Origin of the sequence: Devosia polycyclovorans (genome assembly GCF_042181575.1) — a bacterium.
In the GTDB taxonomy this organism is placed as follows: domain Bacteria; phylum Pseudomonadota; class Alphaproteobacteria; order Rhizobiales; family Devosiaceae; genus Devosia; species Devosia polycyclovorans.
Genome location: NZ_CP170082.1, coordinates 137,130 through 162,055, shown reverse-complemented (window position 1 = coordinate 162,055; position 24,926 = coordinate 137,130). Strand labels below are relative to the sequence as shown.

Below are 24,926 nucleotides of genomic sequence, written 5' to 3'. Positions count from 1 at the left end.
CCATATAGGCAGAATGGGTCAGGCCCAAGACAGGAAAAGGCAAGCCTGCTACAATCACACAAAGCAGAGTTTGCAATGTTGTGGAGTTGTGAAGATTGGCCCCCAAAAAGGTCTTTGCCGGCGCCCGCTTGCGCGCCCTGCGCGCCCAGCATCACCTGACCCAGGCCGAACTGGCGACCCGGCTCGACATCTCGGCCTCCTATGTCAACCAGCTCGAATCCAACCAGCGGCCATTGACCGCTTCGGTCATGGTGGCGCTCGCCGAGAGTTTTAATCTGGATCTCACTAGCCTCGCCTCGGACGCTTCGGACCGCCTGGTGGTCGATCTGCGCGAAGCGCTGGCCGACCCGGTCTTTGGCGATGCCGTGCCCAATCTGCAGGAATTGAAAACCGTCGCCACCAGTGCGCCGGACATGGCCCGAGCCGTGCTGGCGCTTTATGGCGCCTATCGCAAGACCAATGAGACCCTGGCCGGAATGGATGCAGCGCTGGCGCGCGATCCGCAATCCAATGTGCAGACCGCCTACGAGGAAGTGCGCGACTTCTTCCATTATGCCGACAACTATATCGACCCGCTTGACCGCGCCGCCGAGCAGCTGGCGGGCGATCTGGGTGAAATAGACGCGGACCGCTTGCGGCGCCTGATCGCCTATTGCGCCGAGATCCATGATGTTCGCGTCGTTCTGTCGGCCCCTTCCGCTGGCGACCGCATGACACAATTCGACCGGGCAAGCCGCGCACTCTGGGTCAATGCCTATCTGGAACCTTCAAGTCAGTTCTTCCAGATCGCCACGGTGCTGTGTGGGCTTGAACAGGCGAGCCTGCTCGAAACTTTGTTGGATGGCGCCAACTTTCAGGCGCCCGAGGCGCGACCGATTGCCCGGATGGGTTTGGCCAATTATTTCGCCGGGGCGCTGCACATGCCCTATGGGACATTCCTCGGAGCGGCAGCCCAATACCGGTTCGACCTAGAGGAACTGGCGCGGGTCTTCGGCGCCAGCCTCGAACAGGTGGCCCATCGCCTCTCGACCATGCAAAGGCCGCGCGAGAGGGGTGTCCCTTTCTTCTTCGCCCGGGTCGATGCGGCCGGCACCATCACCAAACGCCATTCGGCCACCGCCCTGCAATTTGCCCGCTTCGGCGGCGCCTGCCCGTTGTGGAATGTGCATCGCGCCTTTGAGGCGCATGGACAGATCATCAGGCAATTGGCCGAAACCCCGGACGGCAAGCAATATCTCTGTCTGGCCTGGAGCCACGAAAAGCGCCTGGGCGGCTATCGCGGGGTGACGCGGCGTTATGCCTATGCACTGGGCTGCGAAATCACCCATGCAGGCAAACTGGTCTATGCCGACGATCTGGACCTGACCAAGGCCCCTTTCGATCCCATCGGCATCTCCTGCCGCATCTGCGAACGCCGCAACTGCCCGCAACGCTCCGTGCCACCCCTGGCCGCGGGGATTTCGGTGCCGTCGGATAGGCGGAGCGTAGTGCCCTACGAGATCGGGTGAGCTGCGGAGGGCGTGGCCCGTCAGGCCGGCTCGAAATCCGGACCATGCCCGGGAACCGGCTTCATCCCCTTGGCGAAGCGCTTGGCATTGTTGACATAACGATCCGCCGAGGCGGTCAGCGCCGCGATACCCACGGCATCGATCTCGCGCACCACCTTGGCGGGCGCGCCCATGACCAGCGAATTGTCTGGAATGACTTTTCCCTCGGTGACCAGGGCATTAGCGCCAATCAGGCAGTTCTTTCCGATCACCGCGCCATTGAGCACGGTGGCGCCCATGCCGATCAACGAATTCTCGCCAATGGTGCAGCCATGCACGATGGCGCCGTGACCGATGGTGACATTGTCCCCGATGCTCAGCGGAAAGCCCTTGTCGGTATGCAGCACGCAGTTTTCCTGCACATTGGTGCGCGCGCCGATAGTGATGGGTTCGATATCGCCCCGCGCCACCACACCGAACCAGATGCCGGCCTCGGGGCCGACATGAACGTCACCAACGAGCACGGCGGTTGGGGCAATCCAGCCGACACTCTCGTCAATCTTTGGCGCGACGCCGTCGAGTGCGTAAACGGGCATGGTTTCCTCCTGGTCGCTAGGGCGTCGTGCCGTATGCATCGCGCATCTGAGCGATTTCGGAAAGCGTGTTTTCGAACAGCGTCCAGTCATCAGCCTCGGTAATCGGGGCCCAAATCGCTTCGACCTCGTCGATCAGCATGGTCCGCGGTTTTTCACGAGCGAAATAGGGGTGGTCCAGATTGACACTGTCGACCGGCCCATAGTCCTCCATCAGATCGGCGATCGGGCGAAACGCTTCGCTGGCATAGTGATCGGCGGAGGGGCTCTTTGCCGCTCGTGGGCTGCTCAAGGCGCCGCCGCGCCAGTCGAAAAAGAACTGCTCGTAGGGCGCCTGGCTTTCTGAGAGGAAGCCGAAGAGAGCCGTGACGAAGGCGCCGTCCTGCTCCACGTCGCGCGTTTGCAGGCCCAGCCGCCGCAAGATCTGACGGGGCAGTTCTTCGCGAAACACGGGCCAGACGGTATTAAGCGCGGGTTCCAGCTTTTCGATGGACGACAGCGGCAATAGGCATTCGGCCAGCCGGGTCAAATTCCATGCCAGCGTGTCGGGCTGGCGGCCAAACGCGTAGAGGCCGGTTTCATCGAAATAGGCGGCAGTGAAGGCAGGGTCATAGACGGGCAGGAAGCGCCAGGGCCCGTAGTCGAAACTCTCGCCGGTGATGTTGATATTGTCGGTGTTGAGCACGCCATGCACGAACCCGGCGGCGATCCATTGTGCGCCGAGCCGGGCGACATTTGCCACCACCGCCTCAAGCAAGGCGACGGCCTTATCCCCCGCCCCGGCCAAGGCGGGATAATAATGGGCGATGCAATGGTCCACGAGGCGGGTGAGGTTTTCGGTATCTTCGAGATAGGCCAGGCGCTGGAAGGTGCCGATGCGGATATGGCTGTGGCTCAAGCGCGTCAGCACCGAAGACCGTGTTGGAGAAGGCTCGTCGCCGCGATAGAGCTGCTCGCCGGTTTCAACCAGGCTAAGACTTTTCGAGGTATAGACCCCGAACGCCTCCAGCATCTCGGTGGCCAGCACTTCGCGAACACCGCCCTTGAGCGTCAGCCGCCCGTCGCCGCCGCGGGACCAGGGGGTCTTGCCCGAGCCCTTGGTCCCGAAATCGAGCAAGCGTCGGTCGACCGGGTCGATGCATTGCGCGAAGAGAAACCCGCGCCCGTCCCCCAATTGGGGATTGTAGGAGCGGAACTGATGACCGTGATAGCGCAGGGCCAGGGGGCGCTCGAAAGAGCCTTGCAAAGGTTCGAAGCGGCCGAAATGCCTGAGCCATTCAGTTTCGCTCAAATCCCCCAGCCCGATCCGCTCGGCCCAGCGCTGGTCGCGGTGCCGCAAAATGGTCTGGGGGAAATCGGCCGCATCGACCGGATCGAAGAAGGCGTCGCCCAACTGCGCATGGGCTCTTGAGGGGGTGAACTGGGTCATGTCGGGCCAACGCTATCAGAGCTCATTTCGTTCGTCGCCCATGCCGCGCCCTCGCTGCAGATCCGATCTGCAAATGGCTGTCTGGCGATTGTCGTCAAATCGGCCTATAGAGGGAAAAATGAATTCTGCCCAACTCGCCGCTCCCGCTCTCATCCGCCTCGCGCCATTCGATGCCGCCATTTTCGACATGGATGGCACCCTGCTCGATACCGAAGCGGTGTTCCGCGATATCGTCTTCGAAGTCTGCACCGAACTCGGTTTCGAGATGACCGACGATGTGCACCGCTCCATGGTGGGGTCGAGCCACGAAACCACCAATCGGCTGCTGATCGAGGCCTATGGCGTAGCCTTTCCCTATGCGATGTTCGACGAGAAATGCCGCGTCACCATGCGCGAGCGCAGCCATGCCGGCGTGCCGGTCAAGTCCGGGGCCGTTGAGTTCATCACTGAACTGAGGACACGCGGTATCCCTACGGCGGTCGCCACCTCTTCGCGCAATCCCCATGCTGCGCATCACCTGAGCGCCGCCGGGCTGCTCGACCTGTTCGAGACCGTGGTGACCCGCGACGACGTGGTCAACCCCAAGCCACATCCGGAACCCTATCTCACGGCTGCCCGGCGTCTGGGCGTCGACCCGACGCGGTGCCTGGCGCTCGAAGACAGCCACTCTGGCGTCCGCGCCGCCCATGCCGCAGGCATGCAGACGGTGATGGTGCCCGATCTGGTCGGTCCCGATGACGATATCCACGCGCTGGGTATATCCATCATGGAAAGCCTTGTTCACGTGCATCTGGCAGCCTTCGACCGCGACTGAGCGGCAACACTTGTGAACAAAAATTAACCATCCGCGTAAATCGATAAAGCTTTACCCAATCGGGTAAGGCCGCGTTCAGCACGCCAAAAACTACGAAAAAACAGGGGTTTCCCTGGCATCACGGGGGCGTTAACTCTGCCTTAAGTCGCTAACGGTTATGGTTAACCAGCCGTAAATTTCGACTTCCATCCCGTGGTCAGCTTGTCTAGTGTGCCGCCCGGGAAGTGCAGGGACCTTTGGTGGTCCTGGATTCTAGAAGGCCTGCCGGAAGACCGGACAGGCCCAGGGGTAAGGACCGGGCATGCAGTTTGGCTGGCAACAGAAAATAGCGCGTGCCGTTTCGCCCATGTTGGCGATTGGTGCTGCTGCACTGGTTCTGTTCGTCACCCTCTCGCCTGCCCATGCCGAGACCGATATTTTCCCCCAGGTCATGCCTGAAGAGATCAGCGCCCTGCGCGAACAGGCTGCGCTGGGCGCAACGGCCACGCCGCTGGCGCCGGGCCAGCAGAAGCTGACACCGGCTCTCCTCGCCAATTACATCGAACGACAGCAGCAATTGCGTTCGGTTGAGGTGACGCTGGGCGGCCCCAAGCCCGCTCTCACCGATGATCTGTTGATGAGCTATATCAGCCGTGGCTCACTGGCCGGCAGCAACACCGCGCTCTCGGCCATTGCCAGCTTTACGGACCCATTGCCGCGCCCCACGCCTTCGGTCTCTGCCGATCTGCTCTCGGATTATATCTCGAATGGCTACCAGCCGACCGCCAAGCGCGTCGAATACGCCAATAGCGAGCGCGAATGCCTGGCTCAGGCCATCTATCACGAAGCTCGCGGCGAAACCGCGACCGGCCAGAGGGCTGTGGCCAATGTGATCGTCAATCGCGCCCGTTCATCGAAATTCCCCGGCTCGCTCTGCGGCGTCATCTATCAGAATGCCGACAAGGGCCGCTATCGCTGCCAGTTCACCTTTGCCTGTGACGGCCGCGACGACACGCCGGGCGAACGCCGGGCCTGGGCGCGCTCGATGGAGCTGGCCAACAAGATCTATGCCGAATTCGCCTTGGGCGAGGAGATCGGCGTCGTACCTGGCTCAACACTCTATTATCACACCACGGCAGTGCACCCGTCCTGGGCCAATACCTTCGCTCGCGTGGCGGTGGTCGATAGCCACATTTTCTACGCGCCCTGATCGGGTCGCATCGGTCCGGGCATGAAAAAGGGCGCCAGTGGCGCCCTTCTGGTTAGCGCCGACTACTCAGCAGCCATTTGCAGCCTGGGCCCCGCCTCGGCATTGGCCTCGGGGCCGAACTTTTCAAAGTTCTTGCGGAACAGGGCGACCAATTTGCCTGCCTGCGCGTCATAGGCATCGCCGTCGGTCCAGCACTGGCGCGGATCGAGCAGGCGCTCTTCAACCCCCGGCACACTCATGGGCACTTCAAAGCCGAACAGCGGGTCGAACCGCATCTCGACAGTGTCGAGCTCGCCGTCCAGCGCCGCCGACAGAAGGCGCCGGGTCGAGGCGATGTCGATGCGCTTGCCCACCCCATAGGCGCCACCGATCCAGCCGGTGTTGAGCAGCCAGGCCTGGGCGCCGCTGGTGCGCAGACGCTCAGCCAGCATTGCACCATAGACGGTGGGGTGGAGCGGCATGAAGGGCGCGCCGAAACAGGCAGAGAAGGTCGCCTGCGGCTCGGTGACCCCACGTTCGGTGCCCGCGACCTTGGCGGTGTATCCCGAAAGGAAGTGGTAGACCGCCTGTTCCGGCGAGAGCCGCGCCAGCGGCGGCAGGACACCGAAAGCGTCCGCAGTGAGGAATACGACGGTCCTGGGCGTGCCCCCGACACTGCCCTTGGCGATCGAGGGCAGCACGTCGATGGGATAGGCCGCACGGGTGTTTTCAGTCAGCGAGACGTCGGTGAAGACCGGTGCACTGGCCTCATCAAGCACGACGTTTTCGAGCACAGTGCCGAAACGGCGCGTGGCTGCGAAAATCTCCGGCTCAGCTTTTGCGCTCAGATTGACCGTCTTGGCGTAGCACCCGCCCTCGAGGTTGAACACGCCATTGTCGCTCCAGCCGTGTTCGTCGTCACCAATCAGGGGGCGTTTTGGATCGTTCGACAGCGTGGTCTTGCCCGTGCCCGAAAGCCCGAAGAATAGCGCCGCTTCCCCCTCCGGTCCCAGATTGGCCGAGCAGTGCATGGGCAGTACGCCCTGATCCGGGGCATGGAAATTGAACAGCGAGAACACGCTCTTCTTGATTTCGCCCGCATAGCGCGTGCCGACGATCACCACGATATTGCGGCTCATGTCGAGCGCAATTACCGTTTCGGTGCGGCAGCCATGCCGGGCCGGATCGGCCTGGAACAATGGGGCATGAACAATGGTGACCGGCATGGTATGATCGGAGGCGGCAACATCCTCGCCGCGGCGGATCAGTAGATTGCGAATGAACAATGCGTGCCAAGCGCTCGGTGTCAGCACTGTGACGTCATATTGCAGTTCCGGGTCGGCGCCGGCGAGCAAGTCCTGCCGGTAGAGCGCCTGGCCGGCCAGATGCGCCGAAACGTCTCTGAGCAGGACATCAAAATGCTCTGGGCTCATCGCGCCCGAATTATCCCACCAGACCCGATCCTGGGTCAGGCGGTCGCGGACGATGAACTTGTCCTTGGGCGAGCGGCCGGTAAAGGCACCGGTTTCCACTACCAGAGCGCCGTCCTTGGTCAGGCGCGAGCCGCCTTGCCCGACGGCTGCAGCAACCAGGGCAGGTGCGATGGCGTTATCGCTAAGCGAACTTGCCGCATCGGCAATTCCAGTCCGGAGTTGAGTGTGGTCGAAACCCGGCATTTTGCTAACTCTCCACGGAGCCGACCAATCGGTTTGGCGGCCTCTAAAGAGCAAAATAGGGGCTTGGCCGGGCGGCCAGCCATCCCGAAATCGGTCGTAAGACGGAAGTTGGATGACGTGAAACGGACAAGCAAGACTGGCGCAATGCAGGCGGGCGCCTTATTTAGTACGTAATTGTCGCCTGCAAAGCCGCTTGAACGGCGCGCCTGATCTTGGGTGTGTCAGGTTTGAGCTAGCGTCACGAGAAGAAAGGCAGCCAATGCCAAAGATCGCCCTGGTGGACGATGACCGCAATATCCTCACCTCCGTTTCCCTGACCCTGGAAGCGGAAGGCTACCAGGTGGCCACCTATACCGACGGCGCCTCGGGCCTTGAGGGATTGACCACAGACAAGCCGGACTTGGCCATCCTCGACATCAAGATGCCGCGCATGGACGGTATGGAATTGCTGCGCCGGCTCCGGCAGAAATCCGATATTCCGGTGATCTTCCTCACCTCCAAGGATGAGGAAATCGACGAACTCTTCGGCCTCAAGATGGGTGCCGACGATTTCATCACCAAGCCGTTCAGCCAGCGTTTGCTGGTTGAGCGCGTCAAGGCCATTCTGCGCCGCTCGGCTCCGCGCGATCCGGCTTCCGGTGGCGGCACGGCCGAGCCCGCGCAGAGCAAGGCGCTGATCGAGCGTGGCGCGCTGGTGATGGACGAAGAGCGCCACACCTGCACCTGGAAAGGGCAGCGCGTGACCCTGACGGTCACCGAATTCCTGATCCTGCAGGCTTTGGCGCTGCGCCCAGGCGTCGTCAAATCGCGCAATGCGCTGATGGACGCGGCCTATGACGACCAGGTCTATGTCGATGACCGCACCATCGACAGCCACATCAAGCGCCTGAGGAAAAAGTTCAAGGCGACAGATGACGACTTCGAGATGATCGAAACGCTTTACGGCGTCGGTTATCGGTTCAAGGAGCAGTAAGGACCCTAGTGGCCACGCTCGACCCGCACGCTGGCGAACCGGAGTCCCATCGGGGCGCCGCTTCGGACGAGAACGCCGCGCGTTCCGGCCGGCGGGACCGGCGCGTGCTGCTGATGCCGTTGTTCAAATTGCTCGACGCAATCCGCCGCTTCGTGGATTTCACGATCTTTTCTAGCCTTACCCGGCGCATCGTTGTGCTCAACATGGCCGGGCTGCTGGTGCTGGTGGTGGGCATCTTGTATCTCAACCAATGGCGCGCAGGCCTTATCGATGCGCGCGTGCAGTCGCTCCGGGTGCAGGGTGAGATCATTTCGGCGGCCATTGCCGCGTCCGCCACTGTGGACAGTGACATCATCTCCATCGATCCCGACCGGCTGCTCGATGCCCAGGCGGGCAATATCTCGCCCTTCTCCTATTTTGATCCAACGCTCGAGTTTCCGATCAATCCCGAGCGGGTCGCGCCGCTCTTGCGCAATTTGATCACCCCGACGCGTACTCGGGCCCGTATCTATGACGGCCAGGGCCTGCTCATCCTCGACAGCGAGAATATCTACGCTAGCGGTGAGGTCCTGCGCCAGACCATCGATACGTCCAAGACGTCCAGTTTTTTTCTGACGGATTGGTGGAATGCGCTGATTTCCTGGGCGCCAGGCGGCAACTACCCGACCTATCAGGAATATCAGGCCGATGAGGGGACCCGTTACCCCGAGGTTGCCTCGGCTCTGGCGGGGGCGCCGGCCGATTTCGTTCGGGTCGACGCGCAAAACCAACTCGTGGTGTCGGTGGCTGTGCCTGTTCAGCGCCTGCGCGCCATTGTCGGAGCCATCCTGCTTTCCACCGCGCCCGGCGATATCGACTCGGTCGTCGCCCAGGAACGCTGGAGCATCCTTCGCATTGCCATGATTGCCGCCGGGGTGCAGATCGTACTCTCGCTGCTGATGGCCGGGACCATAGCCGGCCCGATGCGCCGGCTGTCGGCGGCGGCCGAGCGGGTGCAGACCGCTGGCAATGCCCGCGCCGAAATTCCCGACCTCAGCGACCGTCCGGACGAGATCGGGCACCTTTCCGGGGCGCTGCGGCGCATGACCGACGCGCTCTACAACCGCATCGAGGCCATCGAGCGTTTTGCGGCCGATGTCGCCCATGAGCTCAAGAACCCTCTGACCTCGCTGCGCTCGGCCGTGGAAACTCTTCCGCTGGCCAAAAAGGCGGAGGACCGCGAGCGGCTGACCAATATTATCCAGCACGACGTCCGGCGCCTCGACCGCCTGATCACCGATATTTCCAGCGCCAGCCGGCTCGACGCCGAACTGGCCCGTGAAAGCGCCGAGCAGGTCGATGTCGAAAAGCTGGCCGAGGCCATGGTGGCCATTCAGAAGGACGTGGCGGCCGAGCGCGCGGTCAATGTTGTCATGGGGCCCCGTGTCGGCCGCGGCTCGACGCTGGTCAATGGCCACGAAAGCCGCCTGGCGCAAGTCTTTGCCAATCTCGTGGACAATGCAGTGTCCTTCTCTCCGCCTGGCGGTACCGTGACGGTGGCCATCTCGACCGAGGGCGAGGCCATTCGCGTCACCGTGACCGATGAGGGGCCGGGCATTACCGGCGACGTCAGCCGCATCTTCCAGCGCTTTTATACCGACCGGCCGGAAGCCGAGAGCTTCGGCAATCATTCGGGCCTGGGCCTGTCGATCTCCAAGCAGATCATCGAAGCGCACAAGGGCCGCATCCGGGCACAGAATCGCACCGACCGTTCGGGCGCGATTTTTGCAATTGTGCTGCCGCGGGCCCGCAAATAGAATCTGCGGCATGAACAAGCCAGTCAACGTGCATGGGACGGGACTCGTCCTGGGGGAATTGGGTGTTTTGCTGCGTGGGCCATCCGGCGCCGGCAAATCGGTGCTGTCCATGGCGCTGCTCGATCGCTGGGAGGGGCGCGGTCTGCCCGCTTTCCTGGTGGCGGACGACCGGGTCGACATTGCCGATGAGGGCGACAGGCTGGTCATGCTGGCACCACCACAATTGGCGGGCCTCATCGAATTGCGGGGGCGGGGCATTGTCTCTCGGCCGCACCGCGAATGGGCCCAATTGCATCTGGTGATTGATCTGGTGCCTGAATTGACCCGCATGGTCGAGGAGGACGATCTGCAGACAGAGTTCTTCGGCCGTACCCTGCCTCGCGCCCCGGTGCCCCATGCCGGCGTGGTCGGTCTCGGTCATCAGATTCTGCTGGTCGCCGAGGCAGCGGCGCAAGCTGTTCAACAAGCTGCGCCGTGACAAATTATCCCTTGCAACCCTGTGCGATGGAGACAAGACTGTGCGCCGTTTGCTTGGCGGCGCCACGGCCCGCTGCAAGCGGGGGGCTCTAGAGCTGTCGCGACGAGAATTTCCGGCTGCGGCAGCCGTTTGGGGAATGTGCATGATTGGATTGGTTCTGGTGACGCATGGCGCGCTGGCCGATGAGTTCAAGCTGGCGATGGAGCATGTGGTTGGGCCACAGGAATACGTGGAGACCATCGCCATCGGCCCCGAAGACAATGCCGAAAGCCGGCGCGACGATATTCTGGCCGCGCTCGGCCGGGCCGATACCGGCGATGGCGTCATTATCCTTACCGACATGTTCGGTGGCACGCCGTCCAATCTCGCCATTTCGGTGATGCAGAACCACAAGGTGGAAGTGATTGCCGGGGTCAACCTGCCCATGCTGGTCAAGCTGGGGCGCATTCGTGCTGAAATGACGATGGAAGAAGCCGTCGCCATGGCTCAGGACGCGGGGAAGAAGTATATCACTGTCGCCAATACCATCCTGGGTAGCTGATCTGATGGATGCCGACAGGGCCGTCGCCCAGCAATTGACCATCGTCAATACCAAGGGGCTGCACGCGCGCGCCTCGGCGCGGTTCGTGCGCACCGCCGAATGCTTCGATGCCACCATTGCCGTGGTCAAGGACGGCACTTCGGTCGCCGGCAATTCCATCATGGGCCTGATGATGCTCGGGGCCGGTCCCGGTTCCACCATCCTGGTGCAGGCCAGTGGCAAGCAGGCCCGCGAAGCCCTCGAAGCCATTGTCGAACTGGTCAACAACGGCTTCGACGAGGATGTGGACGGGCTGGAGGCTTAGGCTGTTCCGGAACCACTGACTTTATTCTGCCGTTCCGAGCTGACACCATTTGTCGAAAGCGGCATGGGGAAACAGATGTGTTCAGACGATTGATCGCCGGCATTGGCGGCCTTGCTCTGGCCACCACACTCAGCCAGTTTCCCGAATATGCCCAGCAATATACCCAGCGCCTGGGCGGCGCGGTGGATGAATTACGCGTCATCACCGAGGAGTTCGACCGCGCCGCGGCCGAAGGCGGGCTGGACCGGCAGGCGGCGCTGCAGCGCTACAATGCGTCCAATGACGACTTCCTGGCCGGCCGGGGCAATTCGATGACGGCGACCTTCGAGCGCTATGACATGCTCTCGTCCACCCTGGCCCGCATCGAGGGCGCGGGGCCGGTCGAGCGGTTGCAGTCCCTGCCGGCCTATCTCGACACCGATATCGGCCGCCGCACGCTGGAAAACTACAAGCCCGCCATCCCCGTCACCATGGAAGGCGTGCTCTATGCCGGTGGTGGCTTCATTCTGGGCTATCTCGTCCTGTCGGGCCTGGCCCGGCTCCTCGGCATGCCGTTCCGGCGAAGGGGGCGCGGGCGGATCAGGGTGACGCGGAGCTGATCGCGCGCCATTCGAGTCTTGCTGCTAGGTGATATAAACAAATCTTTATGTCCGTCATTGATCGGTAACACCCCCTCCCGTATAGGAGGGGCAAGACATTGATCCATTCCGGAGCCCGACCCATGACCAAGAGCCCGACCGACTACGCGGTCCGCGATATTTCCCTGGCCGATTATGGCCGCAAGGAAATCTCAATCGCCGAAATCGAAATGCCGGGCCTGATGGCCATTCGCGAGGAATATGCCGCCGCCCAGCCCCTCAAGGGCGCGCGCATCGCCGGCTCGCTGCACATGACCATCCAGACCGCCGTCTTGATCGAGACACTGGTGGCGCTGGGCGCCGACGTGCGCTGGGTTTCGTGCAACATTTTTTCGACCCAGGATCACGCCGCTGCCGCCATTGCCGCCGCCGGCATTCCGGTCTTTGCCCATAAGGGCGAGAGCCTGGAAGAATACTGGGCCTTTACCGACCGCATGATGGAATGGGGCGATGGCGGTACGCCCAATCTCATCCTCGACGATGGCGGCGACGCCACCATGCTGGTGCTGACCGGCGCCAAGGCCGAAACGGATCCGTCCATTCTCGACAAGCCCGGCAATGAGGAAGAAGAAATCTTCTTTGCCACCATCAGGAAGCGACTGGCCACGCACCCCAATTTCTATTCGACCATCCGTGACAATATCCGGGGCGTCTCGGAAGAGACCACCACGGGCGTGATGCGGCTCTATCAGCTCCATGCCAAGGGCGAGCTGCCCTTCCCGGCCATCAACGTCAATGACTCGGTGACCAAGTCGAAATTCGACAACAAGTACGGCACCCGTGAATCGCTGGTCGACGCCATCCGCCGCGGCACCGACGTGATGCTGGCGGGCAAGGTTGCCATCGTCTGCGGCTATGGCGATGTGGGCAAGGGCTCGGCTGAAAGCCTGCGTGGCGCCGGCGCCCGCGTGCTGGTGACCGAAGTCGACCCGATCTGCGCCCTGCAGGCCGCCATGGAAGGCTTCGAAGTTGTCACCCTCGAAGAAGCCGCCCCGCGCGCCGATATCGTCGTGACCGCCACTGGCAACCGCGACGTGCTCATGGTCGACGACATGCGCAAGCTCAAGGATATGGCGATCGTCTGCAATATCGGCCATTTCGACAATGAGATCGATGTGCTGGGCCTCCGGAATTTCAAGTGGACCAATGTTAAGCCGCAGGTCGACATGATCGAGCAGCCCAATGGCAACCGCCTGATCCTGCTCTCCGAGGGGCGCCTGGTGAATTTGGGCAATGCCACCGGCCACCCGAGTTTTGTCATGTCCGCCTCATTCTCGAACCAGACCCTGGCCCAGATCGAACTCTGGACCAATGGCGACAAGATCGAGAAGAAGGTGCATGTGCTGCCCAAGCATCTCGACGAAAAGGTCGCCGAACTGCACTTGGCCAAGCTTGGCGCCAAGCTCACCAAGCTTACCAAGGCCCAGGCCGATTATATCGGCGTGCCGGTCGAAGGGCCGTTCAAGTCCGGCGAATACCGCTATTAGGGGAGACCGCTGCGCCGGCACGCGCAGCGAAAGTCACCGAAAATTAACCATCGACCGAAAAAAGCCCGGGCATAGTCCCGGGTTTTTACTTTTCAGAAAGGTTTCTGTTTCGTTCACGGGTCAAGCCCTTTCCTTGCGCTTTGCCCGCAACGCACAGCCATCAAGACTCTTTTGCACGATTCCGCTGCCCGGTATGGTCTTAGTGATTCGGGTTGCGGGGGGACACGCAAGCCGATTTTGGGGGCAGCTTGAGCCGATTTCGGCTCTGCGTCAGCGGCCTGTTTGAAGTTGGGGCGTACCGACTGTTCTGGTCGGGTTGGCATCGCAAGCAAAGCGAAAGAGGGCTGGTATGACGCCGGATCATTTCCGGAAGCAATTGGGATTCGCAGGTCTGTGTTCTGCGCCCATTACTCTGGCCACGGCAGTTCCCGCCTTGTCCCAGGGCCTTGTTCCGGCAAGTCTGGGCGGAATTGCCCCTTTTGCAGTCGCCATTGGCGCGGGCGGTTTCGCTCTGCTGTCCATGGTGCTGGTCCGCACCCTTCTTACCGACAGCCGCGCCGCACGCCGCAGGGCCGCCGAGCAGATTGCCGATCTGCGCGCACTGGTCGACGAATATGAAAACCTGATCGCCGGTACGCGTGAGTTGACCGTGCTCTGGCAAAGCCACGAGGCCCCGCGCGTCCTGGGGCAGGCCGGCGCCGTGCTTCCGCCGGGGCGGCAGCCGCAAAGCGTGCTCAATTTCCATTCCTGGCTGGGCCCGGCCGAAACAAATCGGCTGACCAGCTTGGTCGAAGATCTGCGGCTGCATGGCCACGCCTTCGTCACCAGTCTCGATACGCTGGACGGGCGCCTTGTGCGCGCCAATGGCTGGGTCATGGGCGGCGCCGTCGCGCTGCGCCTGCGCCCCGCCTTCAGCCAACCCGACGAACAGGCCGCGCTGACGGCAGAAGCACAGGGCAGCGACCGGGAAAGCGCCCGCGCCATTCTCGCCCTCCTGTCAAAGCCGGCTTTCCTGCGCGATGATGCCGACCGGCTGATCTACGCCAACTCCGCCTATCTGGCGCTTGCCAGCGAAATGGGGCGCACCAGTCCCGACGCCAAGCCGCCCGAATTGCTGGACGCTACCCAATTGGCGCAGCACCTCAAATCCTGCCACGCTGCGATGACCCCCGTGAACCTGCCGCTGGACCTCGGCAAGCATGGCCGGTTCGAGCTGGTCGATTTTCCCGTGCCCGGTGGCCGTGCCGGCTATCTCCGCCCACAGGACAAGGTCGCCCAGCCAGTCGCGCCGTCCGATCAGGGCTTGGCGCATATCGGCGGTATTATCGATGCTCTGGGTACGCCCATTGCCATCTTCAATGCCAAACGTGAACTGACCCAATTCAACGCGGCCTACGCCAATTTATGGAACCTGGACCGCAAGTTCCTTACCCCGGGCCTGGATGAACGCGCCATTCTCGACAAATTGCGCACCGAGGGCATGCTGCCCAGCCAGGTCGACTATCACACCTGGCGCGCTAAGCATCTGGAGAGCTATGCTCGCAAGGAGCCGCACGAGGCCGACCCCTGGCATTTGCCCGACGGGCGCACCATCAAGGTGATTTCGGCGCCCGCCGGCCCCAATGGCGGCGTGATCTATGTGTTCGAGGACCTCACCGAGCGGCTGGAGCTGGAAAGCACCAACAAGGCTTTCACCAATGTGCTGCGCGAAACCATCATGGCGCTCAACGAGGCCGTGGCGGTATTCGGCACCAATGGCCGGCTGACCCTCTCCAATCCGCAGCTCTCCAAGCTCTGGAAGCTGCCCATGAACGAGCTGGGCAACAATCCCCATATCGACCGGCTGGCCGAGGCCAGCGGCCGGGCCATTCCCGAGGACGGCGCCTCGATCTGGCGCGACCTCAAGCGCACGATCATTGACCTCAATCCCACCCGCACCGACCGCCAGGGGCGGATCACCCGATCAGACGGCCGGCTGATCGACTACGCCATCACCCGCCTGCCCAATGGGCAGACCATGATGACCTTCCTCGATGTCACCGAGAGTGCGGGCTATTCCAAGGTGCTCAAGGAACGCAATGACGCCCTGGTGGCCGCCGACCGGCTCAAGGACGCTTTCGTGGAAAATGTCTCCTACGAACTGCGCTCGCCCCTGACCAATATCATCGGCTTTGCGGATCTGCTGGCGGATACCGAGGGTGGGAGCCTCAATGAACGCCAGCGCGAATATATCGACTATATCCGCGCCTCATCGGTAACGCTGGGCGTATTGATCGACAATATTCTGGATCTCGCTTCCGTCGATGCCGGCATTGCCGAACTCAAACCCGAACCGCTCGATGTCGTCGCGCTGGTCGAAAAGGCCCGCGCGGGCATGAGTGCCAGCTTCCCCGAGGTCTCGGGCGAGGCGCCGCATCTGGTGGTCGATATCGCGCCGGACCTGCCGCTCTTCATCGCCGATGGCACGCGGCTGGTGCAGGTGCTCTATAATCTCCTTTCCAACGCGGCCCGCTTCTCTCCGCCTGGCGGGGAAATCCGGCTTTCGGTCAGCCAGCGTGGCGACCGCATGCTGTTTGTTATCGAGGATGAGGGCCCAGGCCTCACCGACGAAATGAAATCGGCGATCCTCACCCGTCTCGACAATCCGGCTTCGGGTGGCCGGCAGCGCGGCGCGGGGCTTGGCCTTTCCATTGTGCGTACCTTCGTCAATTTGCATGGCGGCACCATTTCGGCCGAGCGGCGCGACCCCAAGGGCAGCCGCATTATCGTCAACCTGCCGCTCGACAGCGCGCTGGCAGGAGTGGCGGAGTAAGGTAGCCGATAGCCCGCGTCGTTGACTCGGCCACGATTTCGGTTCACCCCCAACCTTCATCCCTCCCCACAAGGGGGGAGGGTGGGGTGACAGCGGGCCGGATGACCACGATGTTTTTGCCGATTGAAACCTTCCTCTCTGATGACGACGCAACGGCCCGTTTCGGAGCAGAGCTTGCCACGAGCTTGAAGCCCGGGGATATCGTCAGCCTGGAGGGTGATCTGGGGGCGGGCAAGACGGCCATGGCCAGAGCCATATTGCGGGCGCTCGCCAATGATCCGGCGCTTGAGGTGCCTTCGCCGACCTTTGCCATCATCCAGCCCTACGACACGCCAGTGGGCCCGGTGTTGCATGCCGATCTCTATCGGCTGGCCGATGCCACCGAAGCTGACGAGCTGGGCCTCCTGGATGACCCCGAGGCCATCGTGCTGGTCGAATGGGCCGAGCGCGCGCCGCAGGTGGCCGAGGCGGTGAGCCTCGTCGTGCATCTGGACATTCCTCCCGGCGGCGAGGGACGAATTGTGCGGCTGACCGCAAGTGATCAGTTCAAATAGCTGACCTGGATCCCGTTCTGTGGATCACGCAGCACCTGAATGCGCCGATGCTCGGTGCCGCCCGGCACGCGCCGCGGATCGCCCCGGCTGACCCGCTCCAGCCGCCGCCGGTCCGGTCCGAAATACTGCGGCGAATCGATGTAGAGCACTTCGTGCCCCAACTGGTCGGTCAATGTCTTGCTGACCTGTTCGATCGGATCGCTGAGAAACACCACATCGTCAAAGCCCATCTCGACCTGCGGCACCATTTGGTGCCGCGGCCCTTGGGGGATGACACAGATGATCGGCGCATATTTGCGCAACGGCTCATCGGTCGAGCGCAGGCCGCGCAACAGGCGCTGCTTGAGATGATCGACAACGCCATTGTGGATCAGGAAGAATGGCAGCGCCTTTTCAGGCAAGGCGTTGAGCTTGGTATGCTCGAGCACATGGCCGAAGCCCAGCGTACCGGCCAGAGCGGCCATATGGTCGTAATGGCGCCCATCCGGGGCGAATATCAGTGCTGCGCAGTCGGCCAGAGTAATGGTATCAATAGAAGGCATGGTCTGCTTCCTTGACGCAATTCAGCTGTTCACAACAGTGCGCTCAGAAGTATAACGAAATATAAGCGAAATAAATATTCATGACGATACCGTTTTGCTGCGCCTCCGTAGGAATGCATAAGCCTGACAACCCCGCTCAGGCGTCCAACAGCGCCACGGTCCGCACATCCTCATGCCCGTCATGAAAGGCGCTGAGCGCGGCGCGGAACAGGTGCTGTTCGGGCCGGGCGCGGGCAAACAGGGTCATCGAGAAGATGAATTTCTTGTCGTCCGGCGCGCCAAAAATGGTGCCCAGATCGCGCGGGACCACAGGTGGTCTCGGCGGTGACTATCGCCGTCCATCTCGACATCCCAGAGGGCGGGGAAGGACGCAAGGTCAGCCTGACGCGGAACTGATCGCCCTTGCCTGGGTTGGTCCTGCGACAAATGGAGACCGCCCATGCCAATGCAGATGCCCCCGGTGCAACCCGATCCTGCCCTTCCCGACGAAGTCGAGCCTGTTCGCGACCCGACCCTGCCGGATTGAATGCACCGGTCTCGCTCGCCTTTAGCCAGGGAGATATTGCGCCATGACCGACATGGACCATCTCGATCACATCCGCACCGAAATCCGCGCCGAGATCGGCCTGCTCAACAGCCGTTTGAATGCGCTGCTCTCGTCCCAGAGCTTTCTCGTCATCGCCTATGGCTCGGCGCTGGGCGCCGGCTATGGCGACTGGCATGGTCTGTTCACCCTCCTGCTTCCACCATTCCTTGCCCTGCTCGGCTTCGTGCTGGCGCTCGAAGCCAGACCCGGCATTTCCGCGGCTCAGGAGGCCATCGCCCACTGGCGGCATCGCGAGGCGGTCATGCTCGACGAGCATCCCGAGTTGCAGCCCCTGACCCTGGCCACGGATGCTGCCGAGCGTGAGCGGCTGCAGTTGCGTCAGCATGCCGGCACGATTTTCTCCACCCGGGTGCCACTTATCCTGCTCTCGGCCTGGACCTTTCTCTTCCTCCTGCCGTTTGTCCTGCGGTTTTTTGGCCGCTCAGGCCTCTAGCAGCGCCACGGTCCGCTCGTCCTCATGCCCCTCATGAAAGGCGCTGAGTGCGGCGCGGAACAGGCGCTGTTCGGGCTGGGCACGGGCAAACAGGGTCATCGAGGAGATGAATTTCTTGTCGTCCGGCGCGCCAAAAATGGTGCCCAGATCGCGCGGGGCCACGCCATCGGGCGCATGCAGCAGCACCGCCTCGGTGCATTCGACCAGCCGCGCGCCCAGGATCGGATGCGCCGCAAAAGCCCTCGTCTCATCGAGGTTCGCCAGCGCAAAGCGCTGCGCCATCTCGCTCATGCCCAACCCCGCCAGCTGAGGGAAGATGAACCACATCCAGTGCGTCTGTTTCCGCCCGGCCCGCAATTCATGCAATGCCGTGGGATAGACCCGGTCCTGCGCGGCGAGAAATTTGGCGATCATGGCGCCGTGGGTCTCACTCATGGCTTCCTCCTGCCTGTGGTCCAGGCAGTCTAGTCCCAAAGCCGTCCGGAGCCAAAACCGGGACTTCGGGCATGGCTCGAAGCCGCCCGGCCTCTCGGCTTGCGGATACACGGTAACGAACGGCCAGTGGCCCTTCCAAAACGAGGTAGAACGAGCCACTGGCCGTTCGTCACGGAAACACGGATTTTCCACGGGTCCGGATTCAGGCGGCTGCCGCCACTCAAGCATAGCTTTCGTGGCCTTCTTGTTTCAAATCTCTCCACCGGAGAGATTTGTCCGGCAAGTGCCGGATCAACAGCGAAGTATTGCAGGTCCGGCTGCCGAGCTTCTACCCGCGTAAAGAGGCGCCCCTCTTCCCGGCCTCCCCATCCGGCCCTGCGTCGGGGCCGCGTGTGTGACGGGGATGGAAGGAGGATAGGGGAGGATTTTGGGGCGGGGATATCTTTTTGAGGGGTGGCAGTTTTCCAGCCGGCGGGTGTTTAAGGGATGAGATTTCATCCAACAATTCTGCGGATATCCCCACCCAGCCTCCCCCTGATGAGGGGGAGGAGTGCATTGGGGATGCAGCCGTATCAGTGAAAGACCCGAAACATCCAAAGCCCTTCAAACAAGGTTTTACGCACGGCCAGGACGCCAAACGTGCAAGGCACTCAATCTACTCCTCCCCCTTCTTCAGGGGGAGGTCGGGTGGGGGTGCTCTTGCGTGAACACGATGCTAATCTCGGCCAAGGAGACCCCATGGCCGATCCTGTCACATTCGCCCGCAAGCTGCGGCGGGAACAGACCCTGCCCGAACGCCGGTTCTGGGCGCTGCTCCGGGCCTGGCGCGATGCGGGCCTGCATTGGCGGCGGCAGGCGCCCATCGGCCCCTATGTCGTGGACTTTGTCTGCAAGAGCCGAAAGCTCATCGTCGAGATCGATGGCGACACGCATTATTCCGATACCGGCGTGGCGCACGACGCGCAGCGGACGGCGTATTTGGCCGGGCGCGGCTACCGCGTGCTGCGCTTCACCAATGCGGATGTCATGCAGCGAGGCGAGGGGGTGTTTGCTGTGTTGATGGAGGTTTTGGGTGATCCGGTGGATGAGTCTTAGCGGATACCCCCACCCAGCCTCCCCCTGATAGGGGGAGGAGCGCATCGGGGGTGGCGCTGTTCCTGTGAAGGTCCCGAAGCGTCTGAAGGTCTCAAGAACTGCTCCCCCCCAATCTACTCCTCCCCCTTCTCCAGGGGGAGGCCGGGTGGGGGTGCTCTTCAGTCAATAAAGCATACTCATATTGCCCAATGTTACCCTTAGCGGAATCGGACGAACAACAATGATCGCAAAAGACTCCGATGGGTCATCGCTGCCTAGATAGGCTCCAAGTCTAGCATTTAGTCCGAGAACGACACTGTCATTGTCGATCAAGCAATGCCACCGCTGATTTGGCTCGAGGTCGTCCAAGTGTTCGCCTATCTGCGCAGGCGCCTGGAGCGCGTCTATTATCCGTTTGATGCGGTTGTCCAAGTCGCCTGCGCTGATGACTGGCTTCTGCTCAGGCATTCCCGTTAGTAGTCTAATGTCCAATGATACGCCTACGCCAATTGCGTTGCCGTACAGCGGAAGGAACAGTTGGTCTCCTTGCCGCAGCCAAAATTCGGGAGCACCCGCTGCAAAATTGGAGTCCTCCCATTGCTTCAGTATGTCGAACGGCTCCTTCCCCCAAAGTTTCCTCAGTTGAAGGTCGAAGGACCGTCTCATATCCCAGATGGCACTCTTGCTGCTGGTCTTGGATGGGATCTTTCCTCGATAGGTAAGGACGATCTCCATTCAGTGAGCCTCATCCCAATTCTTGGCCGCATGGGCGTCCACCTGGATCGGCACGGTTAGCCGAACCGCAGGCTCCGCCGCGCCTTCCATCACCTTCTTAATGACCGGGATGGCCTGATCTTCCGTCCCTTCCGGCACTTCGAAGATCAACTCGTCATGCACCTGCAGCAGCATGTCGGCTTCGACGCCGGCTTTTTTCAGCTCCGGCTCCATGCGGATCATGGCGCGGCGGATGATGTCGGCGGCTGACCCCTGGATGGGGGCGTTGATCGAGGCGCGTTCGACAAAGCTGCGCTCGCTTGGATTGCCCGAATTGGCGTTGGGGAACTGGATCTTGCGGCCGAACAGCGTGGTGACGTGGCCATCGGCTTTCACCTTCAACTTCTGGGCGTCCATATAATCCTTGATGCCCGGGAAGCGCTCGAAATAGGTTTTTATGTACTCGCCCGCCACCGAGCGCTCGATGCCGAGCTGGTTGGCGAGGCCAAAGGCGGAAATGCCGTAGATGATGCCGAAATTGATCGCCTTGGCGCGGCGGCGTACATCACTGGGCATGCCATCGATCGGCACGTTGAACATTTCGCTCGCGGTCATGGCGTGAATGTCCAGCCCCTCCTCGAAGGCGTCCTTAAGGGCCTGGATATCGGCGATATGGGCAAGGACGCGCAATTCGATCTGGCTGTAGTCGGCCGAGATCAGCGTCTTGCCCTCGGGAGCAACAAAGGCGGAGCGGATCTTGCGGCCATCCTCGGTGCGGACGGGAATGTTCTGCAGGTTCGGATCGTTTGAACTGAGCCGCCCGGTGAGCACGGAAGCCTGCGAATAGGAGGTGTGCACCCGCCCGGTGCGCGGATTGATGTAATTGGGCAGGGCATCGGTATAGGTGCCCTTGAGCTTGGTGAGCTGGCGCCAGTCGACAATGGTGCGTGCCAGCGGAATGCCCTTGGCGGCCAAGCCCTCGAGCACATCGGCGCCGGTGGCCCAGGCGCCGGTCTTGGTCTTGGTGCCGCCCTCAATGCCCATCTTGTCAAAGAGGATTTCGCCCAATTGCTTGGGCGAGCCGAGATTGAAGCTTTGCCCGGCCAGTTCATGCGCTTCCGCCTCGAAAGCAGCGGCGCGCTGGGCGAAATCGCCCGAAAGCCGCGCCAGGATCTGCCGGTCGACAGTGATGCCGCGCGCTTCCATGCGGGCCAGCACCGGGGCCAGGGGCCGCTCGATGGTTTCGTAAAGCGCCGTGGCGTTTTCTGCCGCAAGGCGGGGTTTGAGCACATGCCAGAGGCGCAAGGTGATATCGGCGTCCTCGGCGGCATAGCGGGCCGCTTCGCCGATTGCGAGCTGGTCGAAGCTCTTCTGGTTCTTGCCGGTGCCGGCGAGCTCGGCATAGGTGATGGTCTTGTGGTCGAGCCAGTGCTCGGCCAAGACATCCATGCCATTATAGCGCGGGCCATCCAACGCATAGGAAATGAGCATGGTGTCGTCGATCGGCGCCATGGTGACGCCGTAGCGGGTCAGCACTTCCATGTCATATTTGACATTCTGGCCGATCTTGAGAATGGCCTTGTCCTGCAACACGCGTTTCAGGGCCTCAAGCACGAAGCCGATGGGCAACTGGCCCTCGACCAGCCCTTCGCCGCCCTCGAACATGTCGCCGCTCTTGCGGTGGCCGACCGGAATATAGCAGCCCTCGCCGATCTCGGTGGACAGGCATATGCCGACGAGGTCCGCCTGTTGCGGGTCGAGCCCGGTGGTCTCGGTGTCGATCGCGACATGGCCCTTGGCAAAGATCTTGTCGATGCAGCGCTCCAGCGCATCGGGCGTGGTGACGATCTCATAGGCCTCGTAGTTGACCGGAATGGCTTTGATACGGGCGTGCTCTTCGGCGGCATGGCGCGCCGGGCCGGAGCCGGGCACCATATTGGCGGCCAGCTTGGCCTTGGCCACCGAGAGCGAAGTGGATTTTTGCGGCGCGCCGGGAACCGGATTGTCCTTGTTTGCAGCCAGGTCCGGATCGGGCTCGAAATCATCAGGATTGACCTCGAGCAGGGTCGCGAGCCGCTTGGTGATGGTGGCAAATTCCATCGCCTTCAGAAACGGGAACAGCGCCGAAGGGCTCATGGGCTGGCGGATCAGGCCGTCGAGATCGATCTCGACTGGCACTTTTTGCTCAAGCGTCACGAGTTGTTTGGAAATGCGGGCGAGGTCCGCATTGTCGATCAGCTTCTGCCGGCGGGCGGGCTGCTTGATCTCCTCGGCGCGGCTGAGCAGGGTCTCCAGATCGCCATATTCGGTGATGAGCTGGGCCGCGGTTTTCACCCCGATGCCGGGAACGCCCGGCACATTGTCGACGCTGTCGCCACACAACGCCTGCACGTCGATCACCTTGTTGGGGGTGACGCCGAACTTGGTGAAGACCTCATCGGGGCCAATCCACCGCAGCGGCGGCTGGCCGGGACGCGGGATGGTGTCGAGCAGGCGGATCGAACCATCCGGCTCGACCAGCTGCATCAGGTCCTTGTCGGAAGAGGCAATGGTAACCTTGAAACCCGCGTCGCGTGCCATGCAGGCATAGGTCGCCATGATATCGTCGGCCTCCCAGCCCTCCATTTCGATGGAGGGAATGGAAAAGGCACGCGTGGCCGAACGGGTCAGCGGAAATTGCGGCACCAGCTCTTCGGGCGCGGGCGGGCGCTGCGCCTTGTACTGGGGATAGATGTCGTCGCGGAAGGTCTTGCCCTTGGCGTCGAAAATCACCGCCATATGGGTGGGCGCGTCATCGCCATCCATATCCTGGGTGAGCTTGTAGAGCATGTTGCAGAACCCCTGCACACAGCCGACCGGCAAGCCATCGGACTTGCGGCTCAATGGGGGCAGGGCGTGGAAGGCGCGGAAAATATAGCCCGAGCCATCGACGAGCAGCAGGTGCATCTTGGCGATTCCTCTTGTTTTGTCGGCGACCTTATCGCCTCGCAACAGAGGATGGCACCCAGTTTCGACAGATCGCGTCACCATCGCGTCATCAGCCGGATAGCCAGTGGACGCACTCATGCCATTATTCTAGCCTAGACGCGGACGCTTGAAGGGAATGCGGTCCATAGCATCCCGCAACCGGCCCGTTGGGGCCTTTAAGGACATCTCGTGACAGACTGCCCACAGCGGGGCGTCGGCGCCACAATTTTGGTGGTGGACGATGATGCATTGATCACCCTGAATACTGTCGATGTATTGACCGAAATGGGCCACACGGCCCTCGAAGCCTTTTCCGCCCGGCAGGCGCTGAGCCTGCTCCAGACCAATCCCCAGATTGGCGCCCTGATCACTGACTACGCCATGCCCGGCATGAATGGCATCGAGTTGGCCGGCGCGGCGCGCAAGCTGCGTCCGGAGCTGCCCATTCTGCTGACCTCTGGCTATGATGAGGTGCCCGATGCGGCGAGCCTGGCTTATGCCCAGCTCAGAAAGCCGTTCCGCGAGGCCGAGCTCTCGGTCCGCATCGCCGAACTGCTCGCGCCGCGCGCGGAGTAGCGGTTCAGCGAAGCCCGCTTTTTTCCAACAGTCCCAGGCGCTTGGCGTCGTAATAATAACCGCGGGCGTAAAATTGCACGGCGCGGTCATCGTTCTTGCCGGCCGTCATATAGGCCCCGGCAAGATAGCGTACGGCATAGCGTAGATTGGTTTCCGCATCGAGCAAACCCGCCGGTTCACCGCGGTAACCCATGCCGCGGGCCGTGGCGTGGCTGATCTGCATGAGCCCGTAATAGGGACCGTTGCGGGCGGCCGGGTTGTAGCCGCTTTCGCGCACGATCACCCGGCGCACCAGATGTTCGGGGACATCATATTGGGTCGCGTAATGGGCAATCAGCCCGTCCAGCGCGCCGCGCTCGGACCCGGCGTAACCCAGTAGCATGCTGCTGGGGGCAGCGGGGACGGCCGCGGCCTTGGGCACGTGCCCGGCCGGCGTCGCGCCGGCGGGGTCAAAGGACACGAGGGCGGTGGCGGCCGACTTATTGCCGGGCATCGGCTTGATGCCGGCCATCGAGCAGCCGGCCAGCACCAGGGCCATGGCCAGGGAACCTGCAATGGGGAGCGGTCGCGCCGTCATGGCCATTACCATACCTCTATTCGCTTGTTTCGTCCCTTGCATCGCCCGCTACGCGGCAAACGCGGCGGCTTGATGGCGGAAATGCGACCTGAGGGCAAGTGTGAGCGGCGCAAAGCCCCATCAGCCGGGGATTTGGGCGCTAAGCTTTACATCTGAGCCTCAGGCTCTACACTTGGGACTTCGCCGTCGCGCGTTCCCGCGGTCGTTTTTTGACCGCCTCATCGCCGCTCCGCCCGCCTGTGGCCGAGCGG

At 62.1% G+C, this 24,926-nt stretch carries 24 protein-coding genes; 15 read left to right on the top strand and 9 right to left on the bottom strand.

Features of this window, described 5'->3' with window-relative positions; translation table 11 throughout:
* Nucleotides 1–95: 95 nt before the first annotated feature.
* Entirely contained in the window at nucleotides 96–1,508 is a 1,413-nt protein-coding gene (locus ACE4RL_RS00735; RefSeq protein ID WP_375598642.1) for a short-chain fatty acyl-CoA regulator family protein, read from the top strand.
* 20 nt (nucleotides 1,509–1,528) lie between these two features.
* Here ACE4RL_RS00735 and ACE4RL_RS00730 read toward each other — a convergent pair whose 3' ends face one another.
* Nucleotides 1,529–2,083 (bottom strand): gamma carbonic anhydrase family protein, encoded by a 555-nt coding sequence (locus ACE4RL_RS00730; RefSeq protein WP_375598641.1) that lies wholly within the window; start codon nucleotides 2,081–2,083, stop codon nucleotides 1,529–1,531.
* A 16-nt stretch (nucleotides 2,084–2,099) separates the two neighbouring features.
* Nucleotides 2,100–3,509, bottom strand: coding sequence for a protein adenylyltransferase SelO (locus tag ACE4RL_RS00725; protein WP_375598640.1), 1,410 nt, complete (start codon nucleotides 3,507–3,509; stop codon nucleotides 2,100–2,102).
* A 118-nt stretch (nucleotides 3,510–3,627) separates the two neighbouring features.
* On the opposite strand from ACE4RL_RS00725, the gene ACE4RL_RS00720 reads away from it, so the two are divergent.
* Both ACE4RL_RS00720 and ACE4RL_RS00715 read left to right on the top strand, forming a co-directional pair.
* On the top strand, nucleotides 3,628–4,323 hold the full coding sequence (locus tag ACE4RL_RS00720; protein ID WP_375598639.1) for an HAD family hydrolase: 696 nt from the start codon (nucleotides 3,628–3,630) through the stop codon (nucleotides 4,321–4,323).
* A 301-nt stretch (nucleotides 4,324–4,624) separates the two neighbouring features.
* Nucleotides 4,625–5,512 (top strand): cell wall hydrolase, encoded by an 888-nt coding sequence (locus tag ACE4RL_RS00715; protein WP_375598638.1) that lies wholly within the window; start codon nucleotides 4,625–4,627, stop codon nucleotides 5,510–5,512.
* A 62-nt stretch (nucleotides 5,513–5,574) separates the two neighbouring features.
* On the opposite strand, the gene pckA is transcribed toward ACE4RL_RS00715, so the two are convergent.
* Nucleotides 5,575–7,167 carry a phosphoenolpyruvate carboxykinase (ATP) gene (pckA, locus tag ACE4RL_RS00710; RefSeq protein WP_375598637.1) on the bottom strand — a complete coding sequence of 531 codons (1,593 nt, stop codon included), beginning with the start codon at nucleotides 7,165–7,167 and terminating at the stop codon, nucleotides 5,575–5,577.
* Between the two features lie 259 nt (nucleotides 7,168–7,426).
* Here pckA and ACE4RL_RS00705 point away from each other — a divergent pair, with 259 nt between their 5' ends.
* From ACE4RL_RS00705 to tsaE, 9 genes are all read left to right on the top strand, one after another.
* Nucleotides 7,427–8,140 carry a response regulator transcription factor gene (locus ACE4RL_RS00705; RefSeq protein WP_375598636.1) on the top strand — a complete coding sequence of 238 codons (714 nt, stop codon included), beginning with the start codon at nucleotides 7,427–7,429 and terminating at the stop codon, nucleotides 8,138–8,140.
* A 113-nt stretch (nucleotides 8,141–8,253) separates the two neighbouring features.
* The gene (locus ACE4RL_RS00700) at nucleotides 8,254–9,936 is read left to right on the top strand and encodes a stimulus-sensing domain-containing protein (protein WP_375600203.1); all 1,683 of its coding nucleotides are present in this window, start codon (nucleotides 8,254–8,256) and stop codon (nucleotides 9,934–9,936) included.
* A gap of 10 nt (nucleotides 9,937–9,946) precedes the next feature.
* Nucleotides 9,947–10,414 (top strand): HPr kinase/phosphorylase, encoded by a 468-nt coding sequence (locus ACE4RL_RS00695; RefSeq protein ID WP_375598635.1) that lies wholly within the window; start codon nucleotides 9,947–9,949, stop codon nucleotides 10,412–10,414.
* 142 nt (nucleotides 10,415–10,556) lie between these two features.
* Nucleotides 10,557–10,955 (top strand): PTS sugar transporter subunit IIA, encoded by a 399-nt coding sequence (locus ACE4RL_RS00690; RefSeq protein WP_375598634.1) that lies wholly within the window; start codon nucleotides 10,557–10,559, stop codon nucleotides 10,953–10,955.
* Nucleotides 10,956–10,959: 4 nt separating this feature from the next.
* Nucleotides 10,960–11,259, top strand: coding sequence for an HPr family phosphocarrier protein (locus ACE4RL_RS00685; protein WP_375598633.1), 300 nt, complete (start codon nucleotides 10,960–10,962; stop codon nucleotides 11,257–11,259).
* A gap of 77 nt (nucleotides 11,260–11,336) precedes the next feature.
* Nucleotides 11,337–11,858, top strand: a complete 522-nt coding sequence (locus ACE4RL_RS00680; protein WP_375598632.1) for a DUF2937 family protein — start codon at nucleotides 11,337–11,339, stop codon at nucleotides 11,856–11,858.
* 122 nt (nucleotides 11,859–11,980) lie between these two features.
* On the top strand, nucleotides 11,981–13,384 hold the full coding sequence (gene ahcY / locus ACE4RL_RS00675; RefSeq protein WP_375598631.1) for an adenosylhomocysteinase: 1,404 nt from the start codon (nucleotides 11,981–11,983) through the stop codon (nucleotides 13,382–13,384).
* A gap of 349 nt (nucleotides 13,385–13,733) precedes the next feature.
* On the top strand, nucleotides 13,734–16,196 hold the full coding sequence (locus tag ACE4RL_RS00670; RefSeq protein ID WP_375598630.1) for an ATP-binding protein: 2,463 nt from the start codon (nucleotides 13,734–13,736) through the stop codon (nucleotides 16,194–16,196).
* Nucleotides 16,197–16,306: 110 nt separating this feature from the next.
* Nucleotides 16,307–16,750 (top strand): tRNA (adenosine(37)-N6)-threonylcarbamoyltransferase complex ATPase subunit type 1 TsaE, encoded by a 444-nt coding sequence (gene tsaE / locus ACE4RL_RS00665; protein ID WP_375598629.1) that lies wholly within the window; start codon nucleotides 16,307–16,309, stop codon nucleotides 16,748–16,750.
* Here the strand turns inward: tsaE and ACE4RL_RS00660 are convergent.
* Together ACE4RL_RS00660 and ACE4RL_RS00655 are read right to left on the bottom strand one after the other, a co-directional pair.
* Nucleotides 16,738–17,292 (bottom strand): hypothetical protein, encoded by a 555-nt coding sequence (locus ACE4RL_RS00660; protein ID WP_375598628.1) that lies wholly within the window; start codon nucleotides 17,290–17,292, stop codon nucleotides 16,738–16,740. The genes tsaE and ACE4RL_RS00660 overlap by 13 nt on opposite strands.
* A gap of 136 nt (nucleotides 17,293–17,428) precedes the next feature.
* Nucleotides 17,429–17,602, bottom strand: a complete 174-nt coding sequence (locus ACE4RL_RS00655) for a DUF1810 family protein (RefSeq protein WP_375598627.1) — start codon at nucleotides 17,600–17,602, stop codon at nucleotides 17,429–17,431.
* 259 nt (nucleotides 17,603–17,861) lie between these two features.
* Here ACE4RL_RS00655 and ACE4RL_RS00650 point away from each other — a divergent pair, with 259 nt between their 5' ends.
* The gene (locus tag ACE4RL_RS00650; RefSeq protein WP_375598626.1) at nucleotides 17,862–18,332 is read left to right on the top strand and encodes a hypothetical protein; all 471 of its coding nucleotides are present in this window, start codon (nucleotides 17,862–17,864) and stop codon (nucleotides 18,330–18,332) included.
* Here the strand turns inward: ACE4RL_RS00650 and ACE4RL_RS00645 are convergent.
* Complete coding sequence (locus ACE4RL_RS00645) at nucleotides 18,321–18,767, bottom strand: DUF1810 domain-containing protein (protein ID WP_375598625.1); 447 nt, start codon at nucleotides 18,765–18,767, stop codon at nucleotides 18,321–18,323. The two genes, ACE4RL_RS00650 and ACE4RL_RS00645, sit on opposite strands and share 12 nt — an antisense overlap.
* A 738-nt stretch (nucleotides 18,768–19,505) precedes the next feature.
* Between ACE4RL_RS00645 and ACE4RL_RS00640 the strand changes: the two genes are divergently transcribed.
* A complete protein-coding gene (locus ACE4RL_RS00640; protein WP_375598624.1) occupies nucleotides 19,506–19,862 on the top strand; it encodes an endonuclease domain-containing protein in 357 nt (118 codons plus the stop codon).
* 162 nt (nucleotides 19,863–20,024) lie between these two features.
* Here ACE4RL_RS00640 and ACE4RL_RS00635 read toward each other — a convergent pair whose 3' ends face one another.
* Both ACE4RL_RS00635 and polA read right to left on the bottom strand, forming a co-directional pair.
* On the bottom strand, nucleotides 20,025–20,576 hold the full coding sequence (locus ACE4RL_RS00635; RefSeq protein ID WP_375598623.1) for a hypothetical protein: 552 nt from the start codon (nucleotides 20,574–20,576) through the stop codon (nucleotides 20,025–20,027).
* A complete protein-coding gene (gene polA / locus ACE4RL_RS00630; RefSeq protein ID WP_375598622.1) occupies nucleotides 20,577–23,501 on the bottom strand; it encodes a DNA polymerase I in 2,925 nt (974 codons plus the stop codon).
* 210 nt (nucleotides 23,502–23,711) lie between these two features.
* Here polA and ACE4RL_RS00625 point away from each other — a divergent pair, with 210 nt between their 5' ends.
* Complete coding sequence (locus tag ACE4RL_RS00625; protein ID WP_375598621.1) at nucleotides 23,712–24,098, top strand: response regulator; 387 nt, start codon at nucleotides 23,712–23,714, stop codon at nucleotides 24,096–24,098.
* Nucleotides 24,099–24,102: 4 nt separating this feature from the next.
* On the opposite strand, the gene ACE4RL_RS00620 is transcribed toward ACE4RL_RS00625, so the two are convergent.
* Nucleotides 24,103–24,675: a transglycosylase SLT domain-containing protein gene (locus ACE4RL_RS00620; protein WP_375598620.1), complete on the bottom strand. Its 573-nt coding sequence runs from the start codon at nucleotides 24,673–24,675 to the stop codon at nucleotides 24,103–24,105.
* Nucleotides 24,676–24,926: the final 251 nt, after the last annotated feature.

What these genes read in the sequence shown, in the direction of transcription:
- polA (WP_375598622.1), bottom strand. Translation starts at nt 23,501, where the DNA reads ATGCACCTGCTGCTCGTCGATGGCTCGGGCTATATTTTCCGCGCCTTC.
- ACE4RL_RS00695 (WP_375598635.1), top strand. Translation starts at nt 9,947, where the DNA reads ATGAACAAGCCAGTCAACGTGCATGGGACGGGACTCGTCCTGGGGGAA.
- ACE4RL_RS00715 (WP_375598638.1), top strand. Translation starts at nt 4,625, where the DNA reads ATGCAGTTTGGCTGGCAACAGAAAATAGCGCGTGCCGTTTCGCCCATG.
- ACE4RL_RS00620 (WP_375598620.1), bottom strand. Translation starts at nt 24,675, where the DNA reads ATGACGGCGCGACCGCTCCCCATTGCAGGTTCCCTGGCCATGGCCCTG.
- ACE4RL_RS00645 (WP_375598625.1), bottom strand. Translation starts at nt 18,767, where the DNA reads ATGAGTGAGACCCACGGCGCCATGATCGCCAAATTTCTCGCCGCGCAG.
- ACE4RL_RS00640 (WP_375598624.1), top strand. Translation starts at nt 19,506, where the DNA reads ATGGCCGATCCTGTCACATTCGCCCGCAAGCTGCGGCGGGAACAGACC.
- ACE4RL_RS00705 (WP_375598636.1), top strand. Translation starts at nt 7,427, where the DNA reads ATGCCAAAGATCGCCCTGGTGGACGATGACCGCAATATCCTCACCTCC.
- pckA (WP_375598637.1), bottom strand. Translation starts at nt 7,167, where the DNA reads ATGCCGGGTTTCGACCACACTCAACTCCGGACTGGAATTGCCGATGCG.
- ACE4RL_RS00700 (WP_375600203.1), top strand. Translation starts at nt 8,254, where the DNA reads ATGCCGTTGTTCAAATTGCTCGACGCAATCCGCCGCTTCGTGGATTTC.
- ACE4RL_RS00690 (WP_375598634.1), top strand. Translation starts at nt 10,557, where the DNA reads ATGATTGGATTGGTTCTGGTGACGCATGGCGCGCTGGCCGATGAGTTC.
- ACE4RL_RS00650 (WP_375598626.1), top strand. Translation starts at nt 17,862, where the DNA reads ATGACCGACATGGACCATCTCGATCACATCCGCACCGAAATCCGCGCC.
- ACE4RL_RS00670 (WP_375598630.1), top strand. Translation starts at nt 13,734, where the DNA reads ATGACGCCGGATCATTTCCGGAAGCAATTGGGATTCGCAGGTCTGTGT.
- ahcY (WP_375598631.1), top strand. Translation starts at nt 11,981, where the DNA reads ATGACCAAGAGCCCGACCGACTACGCGGTCCGCGATATTTCCCTGGCC.
- ACE4RL_RS00635 (WP_375598623.1), bottom strand. Translation starts at nt 20,576, where the DNA reads ATGGAGATCGTCCTTACCTATCGAGGAAAGATCCCATCCAAGACCAGC.
- ACE4RL_RS00685 (WP_375598633.1), top strand. Translation starts at nt 10,960, where the DNA reads ATGGATGCCGACAGGGCCGTCGCCCAGCAATTGACCATCGTCAATACC.
- ACE4RL_RS00660 (WP_375598628.1), bottom strand. Translation starts at nt 17,292, where the DNA reads ATGCCTTCTATTGATACCATTACTCTGGCCGACTGCGCAGCACTGATA.
- ACE4RL_RS00720 (WP_375598639.1), top strand. Translation starts at nt 3,628, where the DNA reads ATGAATTCTGCCCAACTCGCCGCTCCCGCTCTCATCCGCCTCGCGCCA.
- ACE4RL_RS00730 (WP_375598641.1), bottom strand. Translation starts at nt 2,083, where the DNA reads ATGCCCGTTTACGCACTCGACGGCGTCGCGCCAAAGATTGACGAGAGT.
- ACE4RL_RS00725 (WP_375598640.1), bottom strand. Translation starts at nt 3,509, where the DNA reads ATGACCCAGTTCACCCCCTCAAGAGCCCATGCGCAGTTGGGCGACGCC.
- tsaE (WP_375598629.1), top strand. Translation starts at nt 16,307, where the DNA reads ATGTTTTTGCCGATTGAAACCTTCCTCTCTGATGACGACGCAACGGCC.